This window comes from Rhodanobacter spathiphylli B39 (genome assembly GCF_000264295.1).
Lineage (GTDB): Bacteria > Pseudomonadota > Gammaproteobacteria > Xanthomonadales > Rhodanobacteraceae > Rhodanobacter > Rhodanobacter spathiphylli.
The window spans coordinates 85,543-102,568 of the sequence record NZ_AJXT01000008.1 but is presented as its reverse complement, the minus strand read 5'-3'; the positions used below and the strand labels follow the sequence as shown (position 1 = coordinate 102,568).

Genomic DNA, 17,026 nt, shown 5'->3' with positions numbered 1-17,026 from the left:
CAGCGGTTTAGTTCAACGCTTAGTAGATTTCAAACTGAAGTCTAATCCAGCAGCCTATCCCGTGTCCCTGACGCAACAGTTTTCGGCTGTGGTGTTGCAAATCAACACCTTGGCCAGTCCCGAGCAGTCTAATCCAGCAGCCTAATCCCGCAGTGTTTGGGCGCCTTGCTTCGCGTCACTCGGCTTCCATCTTCTTCAGGAATCCGATCAGCCCATCGAAGTAAACCTGCTGGTCGTCGTACATCGCCATGTGGCTTCCCTTGGGGCATAGCAGGAACTCTCCGTGCGGGAGTTTCTTCGCCATGCTGGCCATGTATTTCGGGTCCATCGTGTCGTATTGCGCGCCGATCACCAGGGTGGGCACGGTGATGCGGTGCAGGTCCTTGCTGCGGTCCCAGTTCAGCAGGCGGCCGCTGGCGCCCAGTTCGCTGGGGCCCTGCATCAGGGTGTAGATCTGCTCGTTGATGTGGCCGAACGAACGGGTGACGGGTTCGGGCCATTGCGCCTGCGGCATGCGCAACACGTGCTGCTCGTAGTGCATCGGGCCGAGGATAGCCATGTAGCGCGGGTCGCTGGTGCGGTGTTCGGCTTCGAGCTTCTGCACTTCGGCGAGCTGTTTCTGATCCATCGCCGGCATCAGCACCTTGTGGGCGTAGTCGTTGTAGGCGGGTATCGAGTCGACCATGTTGGAGATCACCAGGCACTTCAGGTGCTGCTGGTATTTCAGTGCGTACTCCATGGCCAGGATGCCGCCCCAGGACTGGCCGAGCAGGCAGAAATTGTCCTTGTCCAGGTGCAGCGCCTGGCGGACCTGTTCGACTTCGTCGACGTAGCGGTCGATGGTCCACAGGGATGTGTCTTTCGGCTGGTCGCTGTAGGCCGAGCCGAGCTGGTCGTAGTAGTAATACTCGATGCCGGCGCCCGGGAAATAGCTGTCGAACGCCTCGAAGTATTCGTGGGTGGCGCCGGGGCCGCCGTGCAGCAGCAGGACCTTCAGTTTCGGGTTGTTGCCCACGCGCTTGGTCCAGACGTGAAACGTGCCCCTGGGCGTGGTGATCGGGATCATCTTCACGCCGCCGGCAAGCACGTCGTCGCGACCGCTGTTGTCGAAATAGGCGTTGCCCGGGGTGGCGGAGGCTGGGGAGATGCCGACGGCCAGGGCGGCGTTGGCGAGCAGGGTCAGGCCGACCAGCAAGGTGGCGATGCGTAGCTTCATCGGGGTTCCCCAGGGGCAAGGTCAGACTGGACTATGCGGGGCCTTCAGGTCGCCTGCAAGCACGGGCGTGGGCGTTTCAGCGCGGCACGCGATAGCCGCCGGGCACGCCGTTCGGGCTCAGGGTGATTTGCCACAGCTGGTCGCGGCGGCTGCGGAACACCGCGGAGGAGACCGCGAGGTAGTAGCGCCACATGCGGCGGAAGCGTTCGTCATAGCTGGCTGGCAGGCTCGGCCACGCCGCTTCGACGTTGGCGCGCCACGCGCTCAGGGTGCGGTCGTAGTCGGCGCCGAAGTTGTGCCAGTCCTCGATCACGAACAGGTCCTCCAGCGCGGTGGTGACCTGACTCGCGGCGGGGATCATCGAGTTGGGGAAGATGTATTTCTCGATCCACGGGTCGGTCTGCGCCGGTGCGCGGTTGCTGCCGATGCAGTGCAGCAGCGACAGTCCGTCGTCCTTGAGGCAGCGGCGCACGGTCTCGAAGTAGGCGCGGTAGTTCTTGCCGCCGACGTGCTCGAACATGCCGATGGAGAACACCGCGTCGAACTGCTCGTTGATGTCGTGGTAGTCCTGCAGGCGGATTTCGATCGGCAGGCCGGCGCACAGTTCGCGGGCGTAGTCGGCCTGCTGTTGCGAGACGGTGATGCCGACGCCTTCGATGCCGTAACGCTCGGCGGCGTATTTCAGCGCCTCGCCCCAGCCGCAGCCGATGTCCAGCACGCGCTGGCCGGTCTTCAGCTGCAGCTTGCGGCAGACCAGGTCGAGCTTGGCCGCCTGCGCGTCGTCGAGGTTGTCGGCCCTGGCCCAGTAGCCGCAGGAGTACACCAGCCGCTTGCCCAGCATGGCCTGGAACAGGTCGTTGCCGAGGTCGTAGTGGGCCTTGCCGATCTCGAACGCGCGCTCGCCGCGCTGCAGGTTGATGAAGCGCGCCTTGAGGTGGGCGAGCAGGGTATCCAGCGTCTTCAGTTCCTGGTCGAGCCCCGCGGTGAGCAGCCGCGTGCACAGGCCGGGCAGGTCGTCCGCGTCCCACCAGCCGTCCATGTAGGCTTCGCCCAGACCCAGCGAGCCATGCGCGAACACCCGCGGATACAGGCGGTCGTCGTGCACGCGCAGGTCGATCGGCGCGTTGCCGTCGATGTGGATGCCGGCCTGTTCGAGCAACTGGCTGGCGCGGTCTTTCAGATCGTCCTGACTCATGGCCTTGCCTCGCGGCGGATGTTTCGTTCTTGGTCAGTGCTTGCCGAGGATTTCGAAGTCTGCCGGCCAGCGCGCATACGTCGCGTCGACGCCCGCCTCGCGCACCAGTTGCAGCAGCGTCGCGGCCTGTTCGTCGCGCAGCAGGAACTCGATCTTCACCGGCAGGTCGTCGGCCAGTTCGAAGAACTGCTCCTCGTGCAGCACGCCATGCCGGCCGAAGCCGGCGATGGCGCGGAACACCGAGCCGCCGCCGATGCCGCGCTGCTTCGCCTGTTCCAGCAGCCATTCGGACAGCAGCATGCCGTCGTGTCTGGCGCGGGAGTGGCAGTAGAAGGTGAGGTGCACGCCTTGTTGCAGGTCTTGCGGTTTCATGCGGATGCCCGGTCAGTGGCGCAGCAGGCTGCGGGTGAGCGCGATGCCGAGCACGGTCATCGCCAGCGAGCCGATCACGTGCACCGCGACATGGCCGCTGAACCACAGGTACTGCTGGCGCAGCAGCAGGGTGGCGGATTCGGCGGAGAAGGTGGAAAAGGTGGTGAGGCCGCCGAGGAAGCCGGTGAACACGAACAGCCGCAGTGCGGGCGGCAGTGCCTGGAAGTGATCGAACAGGCCCATCATGCAGCCCATCAGCAGTCCGCCGGCGAGGTTTGCCGCCAGGGTGCCCAGCGGCAGGGTGGGAAACATCGGGTTGAGCAGGATGCCCAGTCCCCAGCGCAGCCAGCAGCCGATGGCGCCGCCGATGCCGATTGCCACGAATCCGGTAAAGCCCACGAGCGCGCCTCCTGACGGGAATGTGTCCGGTTCCGCGGTGGCAGGCACGCCTGCACCGCCGGAAACCGGGGGAGCAGGCATCATCAACTTCAACACGAGGAGCGCGAGAAGCGGTTTGTCCTGGGGGGAGCGAGCATTCCGGGACGGGAGGCATGCCATCTCCCATGGCGAACATCCTAGTCGATCCGGCCGCCCCGACGTCAAGGGTCGCCCTATAATGCGCGACCCGCCGCGACCAGCATGCCATCATGACTCCAGCCCAGCACACCGTGCGACGCAGCCTGCCGTGGCTGCTGGCCGGGCTGTCGATGATCGGGCCGTTCTCGATCGATGCGGTGTTCCCCGCGTTCCCGCTGATCGGTGCGCGTTTCCAGGTCGACGACACGGCGCTGCAGCAGCTGGTCAGTGCGTACCTGCTCACCTATGCGGTGATGAGCCTGTTCCACGGCGCGATCTCCGATGCGATCGGGCGCAAGCCGGTGATCGTCACCGGCATGCTGGTCTACGCGCTGGCGTCGGTGGGCGCGGCTTCGTCCACCTCGTTCGCGATGCTGCTGGCCTGTCGCAGCCTGCAGGGTATGTGCGCGGGCGCCGGCCTGGTGGTGGGCCGGGCGGTGATCCGCGACAGCCTGCAAGGGCCGGCGGCGCAGCGGCTGATGTCGCAGGTGATGATGATCTTCGGCGTGGCGCCGGTGATCGCACCGATGATCGGCGCCCTGCTGCTGCCACTGGACGGCTGGCACGGCATTTTCTGGCTGCTGGCCGGTTTCACCCTGCTGCTGGCGGTGGCCCTGTTGACCCTGCTGGACGAAACGCATCCGCCGGAACGGCGTTCGCGCTTCGCGCCGCGCCCGTTGCTGGCCGGCTACCTGGCGTTCGCGCGGGAGCGCTCGTTCTGGCCGCTGCTGGTTTCCAGCTCGGTCAATTTCGCCGGGCTGTTCCTCTACATTTCCTCCGCGCCGCGCATCGTGCGCGAGCTGCTGCATCTTTCGGCGCAGGGTTTTCCGTGGCTGTTCGTGCCGGTGGTGGTCGGCTTGATCAGCGGCGCCTGGCTGTCCGGGCGCATGGCCGAACGCGCCAGCGCCAAGCGCACCGTGAGCCTGGGCTACGCGTCGATGCTGCTGGCCTGCGTGGCGCATCTGCTGCTGGCGCTGCTGTTTCCGCAGCCGCGCCTGCCGTGGTCGATGCTGCCGCTGATCCTGCACGGCATCGGCGTGCAGCTGGCGTTCCCCACGCTGACCCTGCTGTTGCTGGATCGCTTTCCGCACCATCGTGGCGGCATCTCCTCGGTGCAGGCGTTTGCCAGCCTGCTGTTGTGCGGCTTCGTGGCCGGCGTGATGTCGCCGCTGCTGTCGGCCAGCATGCTGCAGCTGGCGCTGGGCGCGTCGCTGCTGACCGTACTGGGCGTGCTGGCCTGGGGCTGGTACCACGGCGTGACCCGCGAGGCCGTGTTGCCGGTCAGCGGCGCCGATGCGGCGGAGGTGATGGAGGCGGAGATCGCCGAGCCGCGCTGAGCGATGAGGCTCAGGCGGCGGGCGCGCTGGTGATCGACTCGCTAGCGGCGGGCGCATGCGCGATCGGCACCACGGCCTCCACCGACATCAGCACGGTGGCGCTGGTCAGCGCGCGGGCCAGCGACGGCGAGCGGTAGCTGCTGTCGGCGAGCCATCGCTGCCACACCGACTCGTCGACCTTCTCGTTGACGCCGGTGCCGAGCAGGCGATCGATCGGCGGCTTGAATTCCTTGTACAGGCCGCTCATGAATTCCCGGTACGAATTGCGCGGCACGCCGGTGTACGCGTCGGCGGCGGGCAGCAGCAGACTGTCGCACGCCAGGCCGGCGTCGATGGCCTTGCGCTGCAGCCAGGCCAGCGGCAGGTCGGGCAGTGGGTCAGGCTTGCGGCCGGCACCGTCGCAGTCGTTGCCGCCGCCGACGTCCGAATGCGAGCCGATGAACCAGCGCTGCTCGATGTCGATCTGCTCGTTCTTCTTGGAGGTAAGCGATTCGCCGGGCTTGACGGTGTACGGATTGCGCGTCCACACCGCGGGCGCGAAGTCGGCCCGATGCTCGTCCAGCGCCAGCGCCTGGTAGGCGTACTTCACGATGCGGCTCAGCTCGGTGTCGTGGAACCGGTAGCGCGCCCGGGCATACGGAAACCAGGAGGCGGTGTCGGGAATGCCCAGCGAGCCGACCGTGTCCCATACGCCGATGAAGTGGATATCCACCTCGATCGAATGCTCGGCACGATAGGCGACTGCGACGTCGTCGTCGGGTTTGCTGGCGGCGTCCCGATAGAGGGCGTAGGCAGCGGACACGTCGGACCTGGCCACCTTGTCGTCGTTGCCGCAGCGCAGCAGGCCGCATTTGCGGATCAGTCCGCCGAGGCTGCGGGCGGTGTAGGCGCCGCGACTGAACCCGAACAGGAAGATGCGGTCGCCCGGTTGCCACTGCTCGCACAGCCAGCGGTAGCCATCCAGCACGTTGCCGGACAGGCCGTAGCCGAACGCGCCGCCGAGCAGATGGCTGATGCCGCGCGTCACGCCCACGCCGGGAATGTAGTTGACCAGTTGCGAATGGCCGTGGTCGTCGAGCGGGGCGATCAGCTGGCGCAGACGCTCCACATTGGTGTTGGATTCGGGCTTGTTCCAGGTGCCGTCGAACAGCAATACCAGCTGACGCATCGCCACGTTGTCCTCCCGCGCGCTGCGCAAGGGGTTGCCTGGGCCGATTCTAGGGCAAACACCGCGGGCGACCAGTGCCGCGGACGCAGGCCGCTGGCGGGTTGTCGCACGCGTGGCCGCCGCCCGCGTTTCGCGCGATATGGACATCCATTTGACGCGCGCTGGACCTGGCCGGGTCCAGGCTGGCCGCAGTTCCCTGCCGGAGCATGTCATGCCCTACAAGACCGTCAGCGAGTTGCCCGAGTCGGTGCGCGAGCACGTGCCGAAGCACGCCCAGGAGATCTACAAGGAAGCGTTCAACAGCGCCTGGGACGAATACGCCGACAGCGACGAGCGTCGCGGCGAGGAATCGCGCGAGGAGGTGGCGCACAAGGTGGCGTGGGCGGCGGTGAAGAAGAAGTACGACAAGGGCAGCGACGGCGACTGGCACGCGAAATAGCTTGCCGCCCGTGGTGCATCAGGCGCGGGGTCAGGTGTGGGGCAGGCCACGCGCCCTGAGGAACTCGCGTGCCTCCGCGGCATCGCGCTCGAACCAGGCGCGGGTCGAGCCCAGCCGGAACGAGTAGCCCCAGGCGTCCATGTCGGTCATCAGGCGTTCGCGGCCGACACCGGGAAGTTGGTCGGCCAGCACGATCTGCAGGTAGCAGGTGGCGTCCTCTTCCTCGACCGAGTCGGTGGCGTCGGTATGCACCGTCGCACGTTTTTCCTCGGGCAGCACGATCAGGTGGCCGGCTTCGTGCAACAGCGAGTGCACCGGCGTGTCTTCGCGGGCGTAGACCGTGGTGCCGATGATGCCGGCCTCGCGCTCACCCCAGAAACTGCCGGGAATCGGCGCGTCGCGAGCCACCTGTTCGAGCGTCAATCCGAACTGCGCGAGCAACGCGGCGGGATCGGCAAAACCGATCTGGCCGACGCACAGCACGCTGTCGGCCGGGTCGCTGGCGGTGGGATGGGTGTCGGGGTGCATGGGGCGCGACGCGCGGACGATCCGGATGAAGATCGCCGGGCCGCGCGTGGCGGCCCGGCATGGATTTGGCGTGGGTGCTCAGCCGCTCCGGGCTTCGCTGCTCGCCGGTTGCTTGCCGTCAGGCAGGGTCACCGAGAGTTCGAGGATCTCGTGGCCGCTGTCGCGCTCGAAGTTGATGTTGATCGCGTCGAGGTCGACATGGACGTACTTCTTGATCACTTCGAGCAACTCGTTGCGCATCATCGGCAGGTAGTCCGGCGCGCCGCGGGTGGAGCGCTCCTGCGCCACGATGATGCGCAGGCGCTCGCGCGCCACGCTGGCGGTGGCCTCGGGCTTGCGCTTGAGGAAATCGAGAATGCCCATCGTGATCAACCTCCGAACACGCGCTGGAGAAAGCCCTTCTTGGGCACGTCGATGAAGCGCAACGGGCGCTCTTCGCCGAGGATGCGGGCCACGGTGTCGCTGTATGCCTGGCCGGCCAGCGAGTTGGCGTCGACGATGACCGGGATGCCGTTGTTGGAGGCGGTCAGCACGTTCTCCGACTCGGGGATCACGCCCACCACCTGGATGCCGAGGATTTCCTCGACGTCCTTCACGCTGAGCATTTCGCCGATGGCGACGCGGGCCGGGTTGTAGCGGGTCAGCAGCAGGTGCTGGGTGATCGGCGGCTCGCCCTTCTCGGCGCGCCGGGTCTTGCTGGCCAGCAGGCCCAGGATGCGATCGGAGTCGCGCACCGAGGAGACTTCCGGGTTGACCACCACCACCGCGTGGTCGGCGAAGTACATCGCCAGGTGGGCGCCTTTCTCGATGCCGGCGGGCGAGTCGCAGACCACGTAGTCGAAGCCGTCCTCGGACAGGCCGTCGAGCACCTTCTCGACGCCTTCCATGGTCAGCGCGTCCTTGTCGCGGGTCTGGCTGGCGGCCAGCACGTACAGGTTGTCGTAGCGCTTGTCCTTGATCAGCGACTGCTTCAGCGTGGCTTCGCCGTGCACGACGTTGACGAAGTCGTACACCACGCGCCGCTCGCAGCCCATGATCAGGTCGAGGTTGCGCAGGCCGACGTCGAAGTCGATCACGGCGACTTTCTTGCCGGCCATGGCCAGGCCGGTGGCGAGGGAGGCGCTGGTCGTCGTCTTGCCGACGCCGCCTTTGCCGGAGGTGACAACGATAATCTCAGCAGTCAAGGGCCCATCTCCGCAGGTTTGTTTTTGTTGTGGGTGATCACAGCCTGGCGATCATCAGTTTTTCGCCGTCGAGCCAGCATTGCACGGACTGGCCCTCGAGGTCGCCGGGAATCTGTTCGAACACGCGGTACTGGCCGGCGATCGCCACCAGTTCGGCGCGGAAGTCGGAGACGTAGATGCGTGCCTTCTCGTCGCCCTGCGCGCCGGCCATGGCGCGGCCGCGCAGGCCGCCGTAGATGTGGATGTTGCCGTCGGCGATCACTTCGGCGCCGTTGGCCACCGCGCCGGTGACGATCAGGTCGCGGTCGCGGGCGTAGATCTGCTGGCCGGAGCGGACCGAGCCGGCATGATGCTGGGCGCCCACGTTGCCGGAGGCCGGTGCAGCGAGAATCGGTTCGCGCGTCGGCGCGGGGGCAGGCTCGCTGCGTGGCGCGGGGGCGACGGCAGCGGGCGCGCCGGTGGCCGGTTCGTAGGCCGCGCGGAACTTGGCGATCAGCGGCAGCCCCATCCGTTTGGCCAGCGCCTCGGTCTCGCTGGTGCCATAAGCCAGCCCCACCGGCAACATGCCGGCGCTGCGCACCGCTTCGAGCAGTGCGTCGACGGTGCCGTCGTCGGGCAGGTCGAGCAGGTGGCTGAGGTCCAGCACCACGGCGGCCCGGGCGAACATCTGCGGCGCGGCGCGCACGCGGCGTTCCAGTTCGTCGCACAGGGCGGCGGCGTCGACCCGGCGCACCCGCACGCAGGCAAGGCCGACCTGGCCGAAGCGCAGGTCACAGGCGTCGGTGGCATCCATGCTTGCGTTCATGCGTGCCGCTCCCCGGCCAGGCGGCGCGGATGCGGCTGGGCGGTGTCCGGGCGTTCGCGTTCGGCCAGCCACGGTACGTCGGGCAGGCCGCCTTTCTCCAGCCAGGTGTCGCGTACATAAGCGTAGCTGGGCAGGTCGCGGGCCAGCAGGCTGACCTGCGGGCCGTGCTCGCCCATGCGCTGCTGGCCGACTTCCTGGAAACCGTAGGTGCCGTGGAACAGCACGACCACGTCGTCGCGCGGCTCCAGGAACACTTCGCAGGTGAGCAGCGGCACGCGCACCTCGGCGTAGCTGTGCACGTCGCAATAGAAGATGCGGCCCAGCCCGTGGCGACGGTAGGCGTTGGCGATCACGATGCGGTCGATGTACAGGAACTGCGGATAGTGCTCGGCGAACCAGCGATAGTTCGGGCTGTCGTAATCGCCGCCTTCGCGCAGCGCGATCAGGAAACCCGCCAGCTGACCGTCGATTTCGGCCACGCGGAAATATTCGGCGTGCTCGTGGAAATAGCGCAGCTGGGCAGGATCCAGTGCGAGGATGGAGCGACCGGCAGCGTTGTTGAGCGCCAGTACGGCATCCAGGTCGTGCTCGCGCACGTCGCGGATGGCAAGGGCCATTCGTTGCTCCGCAAGGGTGGATTCGGGGACGAGAGGCGACCGCAGCCTCGCGCAATGCCGCATTATGACATGCGCTGCAGGCCCTTACATCTCGCAAGGGCACATGTAAAAGCTTTGTAAAGCGGCGCGCGGCGACAAGTGGGGCCCGGCCGGGCATGACTTCTCGCGCATTGCGCGAAATCCCCGCGCAGCCAATGATGCGGGGATGCGCTGGCCATTCTTCAACCATATCCGCCTGCTTCGCTATGCGGGCTTCTTTACCTACCTGTCGGTGGGGACGCCGCTGATCACGAACTGGGCCACCGAGCGGCTGACCCAGCTGCAGCGCCCGAATTTCTCGCTGCTGCTGTGGACGCTGTGTTACCTGATCTTCGGTCTGATGTACTGGCTGCTGACCAGCAACCTCGGCTCGCGCCGTTACCCTGTGCTGAAACTGCTCGGGCTGACGCTGATGACGGCCGCCGCGGTGGCGGTGGGCTGGTACAGCCACAGCGGCCTGTCGGCGATGCTGATGGTGGTGGCCTCGCTGGTGCTGCCGTGGCTGCTGCCGTTCTCGCTGGCGGTGTTCTGGCTGGTGCTGCAGCACCTGAGCCTGGTGGCGATCTTCGCCACCTTCCCCGAATACGATCACAGTGTTGCCCTCGGGTTTCTCCAGGCCAGCATCTACCTGGGCATCTCGGTGCTGGTGTTCGTGACCTCGACGGTCGCCAGCCAGCAGGCCGAGCAGCGCGACGTGCAGCGGCGGCTGAATTCCGAACTGCGCGCCACCCGCGCCCTGCTGGCCGAATCCAGCCGCATCGCCGAACGCATGCGCATCGCGCGTGACCTGCATGACCTGATCGGCCACCACCTGACTGCGCTGAGCCTGAACCTCGAAGTGGCCAGCCATCTCACCAACGAAGCGGCCGGCGCCCACGTGCGCAAGGCGCAAAGCACGGCCAAGCTGCTGCTGGCCGACGTGCGCGAAGTGGTCAGCGAACTGCGCCAGGACGACGCGATCGACCTGACCCAGGCACTGCGGGGACTGGCCGAAGGCGTGCCCGGCCTCGCCGTGCACGTGGTGATGCCGCCACGTTTCAGCGTGGAGGACCCGCGCCGTGCCCAGGTGCTGCTGCGCTGCGCCCAGGAGATCATCACCAATGCCGCGCGCCACGCGGCAGCCCGCAACCTGTGGCTGAATTTCGCCTACGCCGGGGAAAGCCTGATCGGCCTGCATGCGCGCGACGACGGCCGCGGCGCCGAGAACTTCGAGCCGGGCAACGGCCTGTCCGGCATGCGCGAGCGGCTGGCCGAGTTCGGCGGCAGCCTCAGCCTGGACAGTGGGCCGAGCCAGGGGTTTGCGCTGACCGTGCGGTTGCCGCTGGGGGAACATGCCGCGCTGGCGCACGCACCGAACCGGCTTGAGCCACCAGCGCTCAATGTGTCGTAATCTCTGCCGGCTGCGCCGGGGTGCGAAAGTGCGTCGGTGTTGGCAGCGGTGCCCTGCGCCAGCTGCCAGCATCCCATCGTCAAGCCACAGTTTTCCCGAGGATCCGCGATGATTTCCGTTTGTCTCGTCGACGACCAGAATCTGGTTCGCCAGGGCGTCCGCTCGCTGCTGGACCTGGCCGAGGACATCCGTGTGGTGGCCGAGTGCGCCGACGGCGCCCAGGCCGTGCAGGATATTCCGCGGATCAAGCCCGACGTGGTGCTGCTGGACCTGCGCATGCCGAACATGAGCGGGTTGGAGGTGCTGCAGGCGCTGTCCGCCCGCAACGAGCTGCCGCCCACGATCATCCTGACCACCTTCGACGACGACCAGCTGGTGCTGCAGGGCCTCAAGGCCGGCGCCCGCGGTTATCTGCTGAAGGACGTCTCGCTGGAGCAACTGGTCGAGGCCGTGCGCACGGTGGCCGCCGGCGGCTCGCTGGTGGCGCCGATGGTGACCCAGCGGCTGATGGCCGGGGTGTCGCGGATGCAGAACAACTTCACCAGCCTCGAGCAGCCCGACCCGCTGACCGAGCGCGAGACCGAGATCCTGCGACTGCTGTCCGGCGGCTACAGCAACAAGGAGATCGCCAACTCGCTGAAGGTGGCCGAGGGCACGGTCAAGAACCACGTCTCCAACATCCTTTCCAAGCTGGGCGTGCGCGACCGCACGCGGGCCGTTCTGAAGGCGCTGGAAATGGGCATCGTCTGATGCCCGAGCGGGTGCAGGGCGCCCGGATGCGCCGTTTCAGCGGGCCCCGGCCGGCGGTTTTTCGGCCCTGCGCGGAGGCCGTCCGGGCGGATAGCGTTCCAGCCCGTGAGCAAGTAACATCCGTAGCTTCGGCGTTTGCCGACCCCCTGCCATGGCCCGCGGACCCCACCGAAGGGCGGGTTCGCGCGGAAGGCCGGGGCAACACTATCTAGGTATGGCGTAAAGACGCTTCGGAGAACTCTGGAATGATGCGTGTCTTTGAATTTCTTGTTGCCCTGGTCATCGTTGCGGTCATCGGTGTCCTGGCGGCTGTGGTCATGCCCGGCAGCGGTCATGTGGAACGCCAGCTGGTCATCGGCAAGGACATGCGTCAGGTCTATGACGTGCTCGACAACTACCGCCGGCTGCCGGATTACTCGGTGCTGCGCTCGCTCGATCCCAAGGTGCAGTTCGCGTTCTCCGGCAAGGCCTACGGCCCGGGCGCCGAGATCAGCTGGACCACGACGGATGCCAAGCTGGGCAACGGTGGTCTGACCATCGCCAGCGCCACGCCCGAGTTCGACCAGATCGACGGCAATACCAAGAGCGCCAGCATCATCTGGAACCTGGACAACGACTGGCGCGGCCTGGACAAGCATTTCACGCTGGATCTGGAGCGTCAGGGCAACCGCGGCCAGCTGACCCAGGTGACCTGGTCGTACGACGTGTCCTACGGCTGGAACCTGATCAACCGCTTCGCCAACCTGTACATCCACGGCGATCCGGACTCCTTCATCCAGTTCAGCCTGAACAACCTGCAGAACGTGCTGGCCGGAGTGCCGAACATCGACTACAGCCAGCTGATTCCCTACATCGAACAGACCCAGCCCACCCCGGTGCTGCTGGTGTCGAGCTCGATCCAGCGCAAGGACGGCCTGGAAGGTCTGGACGACGCGGTGGCCAAGGCGACCACGGAAATCCAGGCGGCCGCCAAGAAGCTCGGCGTGAACATCACCGGCTCGCGCATCCTGATCACCACCAACTACGGCGACCAGACCTACAGCTTCGACGTGGCGTTCCCGATCGACAGCAGCACGCTGACCGTGAATGGCCAGAGCGAACAGCTCACCGCCGCCACCCCGCCGTCGATCGACAATGCGGCTCCCGCCGAGGCGAGCAGCGCCGCCGGCGCAGCCGACAGCAGCGTGGCCGTCGGCAGCCGCGACCGCTTCGGTCGCCTGGTGGTGGACGGCAACGTTCGCGCCTCGCTGGCCTTCGGTGGTTCCGCGCTCAAGGGCGTGTGGAACGGCACCTTCGCCGGTGTGCCGCAGACCCGCGAGATGCTCAAGGCGTACGCGCAGACCCATGGCTACAAGTACGACGAAGTGGTCAACCGCCCCTACGACGTGATTGCCACGCCGGAAGTGAAGGATGCCGGCGGCAACATCACGTCCTACGCCAAGTACAACGTGTACCTGCCGATCACCGACGCCCCGGAGAAGACCCCGGAACAGGAAGCCGGCCTGCAGCCGCCGAGCCTGGACGATGCGCAGGCGCCGGCAGCGGCCAGCTCCGCTCCCGCCCCGGCCGGCACGGCTGCGGCTCCGGCAGAGGCCGCCAGCGCGGGCGAGTAAACCCTCCACGCGCGGTCTTGCCGAAAGACAGAAAGGCCCTTCCAAGCGGAAGGGCCTTTCTTTTTCGGGTCACCCCGGGCGGGCCACCCCGCGCTTCTTGCGGTACATTGCGGGACGCGCCGCGACAGCACCCGACCGTACTTTCGCCAGCTGGTCGCGCCGAACTCCACAGCCCCAACCGGACATGATCGAAACCGACCAGCTCACCCGATGCTATGGCCACCTCACCGCCGTGGATGCGCTGAGCATCCGTGTCGAGCCAGGCCAGGTGCTGGGCCTGCTTGGCCCCAACGGTGCCGGCAAGTCCACCGCGATGCGCATGATCGCCGGCTTCCTGGTGCCCACGTCGGGCACGGCACGGGTCTGCGGCCACGACGTCAGCCGCGAGCCGCTGAAGGCGAAGCGGGCACTGGGCTACCTGCCCGAAGGCGCGCCCAGCTACGGCGAAATGACCGTGCGTGAGTTCCTCCACTTCATCGTGCGCATGCGCGGGCTCAAGGCGGAGACGGGCTACCGGCGTTTCGACGCGGTGGTGCAGCAACTGCAGCTGGAGGAAGTGCTGGAGGTTTGCATCGACACCCTGTCGAAGGGCTTGCGCCGGCGCGTCGGACTGGCCCAGGCGATCCTGCACGATCCGCCGGTACTGATGCTGGATGAACCCACCGACGGCCTCGATCCGAACCAGAAGCACGCGGTGCGCCAGCTGATCGACGTGATGGCGCGCGACCGCACCATCCTGATCTCCACCCACCTGCTGGAAGAAGTCCACGCGCTGTGCAACCGGGTGGTGATCATCGCCCGTGGCAAGCTGCTGGCGGATGCCACGCCGGCCGAACTGGAGGCGCGCTCGCGCTATCACGGGGCGGTGTCGTTCAGCGCGCCGGGCAGCGGCATGTCGCAGGAGATGCTGGGGCGCCTGCCGCAGGTGGCGTCGATCGAGGTGGACCCGCTGGACGGGCGCATCACGGTGTTCCCGAAGCCCGGCGAACGCATCCTGGAGGCGGTGGAAACGCTGCTGCGCGAGCAGGGCCTGGAGGTCTCGGAAATCCAGCTCGAGCGCGGCCGGCTGGACGAGGTGTTCCGCCAGATCACCACCAGTGACGAGCGCACCGCCGAGGTTCGCGCATGAGCCCGGTCAACGCGGTGCTGCGGCGCGAGTTGCGCAGCTATTTCGTGACCCCGGTGGCCTACGTCTTCCTGGTGATCTTCCTGGTCCTGAGCGGCATCCTCACGTTCTACGCGGGCGACTATTACGAGCGCGGCCAGGCCGACCTGCAGCCGTTCTTCGCGATGCATCCCTGGTTGTACCTGATCCTGGTGCCGGCGATCACCATGCGCATGTGGGCGGAGGAGGCCAAGGGCGGCACGCTGGAACTGCTGCTGACCCTGCCGCTGACGCTGTGGCAGGCGATGCTGGGCAAGTTCCTGGCGGCCTGGCTGTTCATCGGCCTGGCGCTGGCGCTGACCTTCCCGATCTGGATCACCGTCAACTATCTGGGCTCGCCGGACAACGGCATCATCCTGGCGGGATACCTGGGCAGCTGGCTGATGGCGGGCAGCTTCGTGGCGATCGGCGCCTGCCTGTCCGCGCTGACCCGCAGCCAGGTGGTGGCCTTCATCCTCACCGCGCTGGTCTGCGTGTTGCTGATCCTGATCGGCCAGCCGCAGGTGCTCGACTTCTTCTCCGGCGCCTTGCCGCGCAAGCTGATCAACGCGGTGGCGCACCTGTCGATGCTGCGCCACTTCGAGGCGATCGCGCGGGGCGTGCTGGACGTGCGCGACCTGCTGTATTTCCTGCTGAGCACGCTGGGCTGGCTGCTCGCCGGCGTGCTGCTGCTCGACCTGAAACGGACGCGCTGAAGCCATGTCCATGTCGCGTATCCGCCGCCTGTTCTCCACCCCGTTGCGGCTGACCCGGCGGGGCCTGCTCTACCTGGCGCTGGTGCTGCTGGTGCTGGTGTTCGTGCCGCTGATCGTGGCCAGCAGTCGCTGGCTGCATGCGTCGCGGATCGACCTCACCACCGACCAGCTGTACACGCTGACGCCCGGCACGTTGCACATCGTCGATACGTTGCAGCGGCCACTGCGGCTGACCTTGTACTTTTCCGACCATGCCACCCGCGACCTGCCGCAGCTGCGCAGTTACGAGCAGCGCGTGCGCGAGATGCTGCAGGAGATGGTGGCGCGCTCGCACGGCCGCATCCGCCTGCAGACCATCGACCCGGTGCCGTATTCCGACGACGAGGCCAGCGCCGAGGGCAGCGGCCTCACCGCGGCCAATGGCGGCAGCAATGGCGAGCGGGTGTTCTTCGGCCTCGCCGGCAGTGCCATGTCCGGCAGTGTCGACGGCGACGGCAACGATGAGCGCGTGCCGGAGAAGACCCTGTCGATCGCGTTCTTCGATCCCTCACGCGAGACGTTCCTCGAATACGACATTGCCAAGCTGGTCTACGAACTGAACCAGACCAGCAAGCCGCAGGTCGGCGTGATCAGTTCGCTGCCGGTCGAGGGCAACCCGGTGCTCAGCGAACAGCCGTGGACGGTCCTGCAGCAGTTGGGTCAGCTGTTCGACCTGAAGACGATCGATCCGGCCACGCTGCAGAAAGTGGACGACAAGATCCGCGTGCTGTTGCTGATCCACCCCAAGCAGCTGAGCCCCGACGCGCAATATGCGATCGACCAGTATGTGCTGGGCGGCGGGCACCTGGTGGTGTTCGTCGATCCGGACGCCGAGCTGGACACCTCGCCCTACGGGCCGGAGAGCATCACCTTCCCGGATCGTGCTTCGGACCTGTCGCGCCTGTTCAAGGCGTGGGGCGTGAGCTATGACCCGCACAAGGTGGTGCTCGATCGCACCCGTGCGCTGCAGATCGAGCTGGCCGGCAACAGCCTCAACCATCCGGCGATGCTGGACCTGGGCGCGCAGGAGCTGAACCGCAACGATCCGGTGACCGCCAGCCTGCAGCGCATCAACGTCTCCACCGCGGGCTTCTTCGACCTGGCCGCGGATGCGCAGACCCGGCTGATTCCGTTGCTGCAGAGCAGTGCCGAGGCCGAGGTGGTGTCCACCCAGCGCGTGCTGGACGCCAGCAACGATCCCACCACGCTGCTGCAGAACTACCATCCTGACGGCACCCACTACCTGCTCGCTGCCCGCCTGCAAGGCACGTTCGACAGCGCGTTTCCGGAGCGCGCCGGCGTGTCGGGGCATCGCGTGCGCTCGGCCGCGCATGCCGAGGTGATCCTGGTTGCCGATACCGACCTGCTCAGCGATCGCCTGTGGGTCGAGCCGCAGACCATTCTCGGGCAGACCATGATGCGGATCTTCGCCAACAACGGCGATCTGGTGACCAACCTGGTGGACAACCTCAGCGGCTCGTCGGCGCTGCTGTCGATCCGCGGCCGCTCCACGTCGCAGCGTCCCTTCACCCGGGTGCAGGCGTTGCGCAACGTGGCCGACCAGAAATTCCTGCAGAAGGAGCAGGAGCTGGAGCAGGAACTGGCCGACACCCGGCGGCGACTGGACGAGCTGCAGCCCGCCAAGGGCGGCCATGCCAGCACCGCCACGGCCGAGCAGCGCCGCGAGATCGAGCAGTTCCGTCAGCGCCAGCTGGCGATCAACAAGGAGCTGCGCGACGTGCAGCACCAGCTCAACGCGGAGATCGATGCACTGGGGCTGCGGGTGAAGGTCACCAACATCGTGGCGATCCCCGCCCTGGTGGTGCTGTTCGGCCTGTTGTACGGCTGGCGCAGGGGCCGCTACGGTCGCCGCCGCCGGTGACGGCGGCAATCTGCCG

18 protein-coding genes and 1 riboswitch are annotated in these 17,026 nt (G+C 66.9%); of the genes, 8 read left to right on the top strand and 10 right to left on the bottom strand.

The genetic code is table 11. The annotated features are described in order from the left end of the window. Positions 1 to 175: 175 nt before the first annotated feature. The 4 genes from UU7_RS06155 to crcB form a co-directional block, all read right to left on the bottom strand. On the bottom strand, positions 176 to 1,216 hold the full coding sequence (locus UU7_RS06155; protein WP_007806411.1) for a proline iminopeptidase-family hydrolase: 1,041 nt from the start codon (positions 1,214 to 1,216) through the stop codon (positions 176 to 178). A gap of 76 nt (positions 1,217 to 1,292) precedes the next feature. Beyond that, on the bottom strand, positions 1,293 to 2,411 hold the full coding sequence (gene cfa / locus UU7_RS06150; protein ID WP_007806409.1) for a cyclopropane fatty acyl phospholipid synthase: 1,119 nt from the start codon (positions 2,409 to 2,411) through the stop codon (positions 1,293 to 1,295). A gap of 33 nt (positions 2,412 to 2,444) precedes the next feature. Beyond that, positions 2,445 to 2,783: a DUF190 domain-containing protein gene (locus UU7_RS06145; RefSeq protein ID WP_007806407.1), complete on the bottom strand. Its 339-nt coding sequence runs from the start codon at positions 2,781 to 2,783 to the stop codon at positions 2,445 to 2,447. 12 nt (positions 2,784 to 2,795) lie between these two features. Next, a complete protein-coding gene (gene crcB / locus UU7_RS06140; protein ID WP_007806405.1) occupies positions 2,796 to 3,182 on the bottom strand; it encodes a fluoride efflux transporter CrcB in 387 nt (128 codons plus the stop codon). Positions 3,183 to 3,249: 67 nt separating this feature from the next. Beyond that, positions 3,250 to 3,354, bottom strand: a riboswitch (Fluoride riboswitch). A 76-nt stretch (positions 3,355 to 3,430) separates the two neighbouring features. On the opposite strand from crcB, the gene UU7_RS06135 reads away from it, so the two are divergent. Continuing rightward, positions 3,431 to 4,696, top strand: a complete 1,266-nt coding sequence (locus tag UU7_RS06135; protein WP_007806404.1) for a multidrug effflux MFS transporter — start codon at positions 3,431 to 3,433, stop codon at positions 4,694 to 4,696. A gap of 10 nt (positions 4,697 to 4,706) precedes the next feature. Here the strand turns inward: UU7_RS06135 and UU7_RS06130 are convergent, their stop codons facing one another. Further along, positions 4,707 to 5,864: a DUF2235 domain-containing protein gene (locus UU7_RS06130; RefSeq protein WP_238530901.1), complete on the bottom strand. Its 1,158-nt coding sequence runs from the start codon at positions 5,862 to 5,864 to the stop codon at positions 4,707 to 4,709. A 211-nt stretch (positions 5,865 to 6,075) separates the two neighbouring features. On the opposite strand from UU7_RS06130, the gene chaB reads away from it, so the two are divergent. Then, entirely contained in the window at positions 6,076 to 6,303 is a 228-nt protein-coding gene (chaB, locus tag UU7_RS06125; protein WP_007806399.1) for a putative cation transport regulator ChaB, read from the top strand. 30 nt (positions 6,304 to 6,333) lie between these two features. Here the strand turns inward: chaB and UU7_RS06120 are convergent, their stop codons facing one another. The 5 genes from UU7_RS06120 to UU7_RS06100 form a co-directional block, all read right to left on the bottom strand. Next, positions 6,334 to 6,831, bottom strand: a complete 498-nt coding sequence (locus tag UU7_RS06120; protein WP_007806397.1) for a hypothetical protein — start codon at positions 6,829 to 6,831, stop codon at positions 6,334 to 6,336. Between the two features lie 78 nt (positions 6,832 to 6,909). Then, a complete protein-coding gene (gene minE / locus UU7_RS06115) occupies positions 6,910 to 7,194 on the bottom strand; it encodes a cell division topological specificity factor MinE (RefSeq protein ID WP_007806395.1) in 285 nt (94 codons plus the stop codon). Between the two features lie 5 nt (positions 7,195 to 7,199). Beyond that, positions 7,200 to 8,015 (bottom strand): septum site-determining protein MinD, encoded by an 816-nt coding sequence (gene minD / locus UU7_RS06110; RefSeq protein WP_007806393.1) that lies wholly within the window; start codon positions 8,013 to 8,015, stop codon positions 7,200 to 7,202. A 37-nt stretch (positions 8,016 to 8,052) separates the two neighbouring features. Further along, complete coding sequence (gene minC, locus UU7_RS06105; RefSeq protein ID WP_007806391.1) at positions 8,053 to 8,820, bottom strand: septum site-determining protein MinC; 768 nt, start codon at positions 8,818 to 8,820, stop codon at positions 8,053 to 8,055. After that, on the bottom strand, positions 8,817 to 9,437 hold the full coding sequence (locus UU7_RS06100) for a GNAT family N-acetyltransferase (protein WP_007806389.1): 621 nt from the start codon (positions 9,435 to 9,437) through the stop codon (positions 8,817 to 8,819). Before UU7_RS06100 ends, minC begins: the two co-directional genes overlap by 4 nt. Before the next feature lie 205 nt (positions 9,438 to 9,642). Here UU7_RS06100 and UU7_RS06095 point away from each other — a divergent pair, with 205 nt between their 5' ends. The 6 genes from UU7_RS06095 (at position 9,643) to UU7_RS06070 (ending at position 17,010) form a co-directional block, all read left to right on the top strand. After that, positions 9,643 to 10,866, top strand: coding sequence for a sensor histidine kinase (locus tag UU7_RS06095; protein ID WP_007806387.1), 1,224 nt, complete (start codon positions 9,643 to 9,645; stop codon positions 10,864 to 10,866). Positions 10,867 to 10,974: 108 nt separating this feature from the next. Next, entirely contained in the window at positions 10,975 to 11,616 is a 642-nt protein-coding gene (locus tag UU7_RS06090; protein WP_007806385.1) for a response regulator, read from the top strand. 245 nt (positions 11,617 to 11,861) lie between these two features. After that, positions 11,862 to 13,229 carry an SRPBCC family protein gene (locus UU7_RS06085; protein WP_007806382.1) on the top strand — a complete coding sequence of 456 codons (1,368 nt, stop codon included), beginning with the start codon at positions 11,862 to 11,864 and terminating at the stop codon, positions 13,227 to 13,229. A gap of 184 nt (positions 13,230 to 13,413) precedes the next feature. Then, the gene (locus UU7_RS06080) at positions 13,414 to 14,358 is read left to right on the top strand and encodes an ABC transporter ATP-binding protein (RefSeq protein WP_007806380.1); all 945 of its coding nucleotides are present in this window, start codon (positions 13,414 to 13,416) and stop codon (positions 14,356 to 14,358) included. After that, positions 14,355 to 15,089: an ABC transporter permease subunit gene (locus tag UU7_RS06075; protein ID WP_007806377.1), complete on the top strand. Its 735-nt coding sequence runs from the start codon at positions 14,355 to 14,357 to the stop codon at positions 15,087 to 15,089. Before UU7_RS06080 ends, UU7_RS06075 begins: the two co-directional genes overlap by 4 nt. A gap of 4 nt (positions 15,090 to 15,093) precedes the next feature. Then, entirely contained in the window at positions 15,094 to 17,010 is a 1,917-nt protein-coding gene (locus UU7_RS06070) for a Gldg family protein (RefSeq protein WP_007806375.1), read from the top strand. Positions 17,011 to 17,026 lie beyond the last annotated feature (16 nt).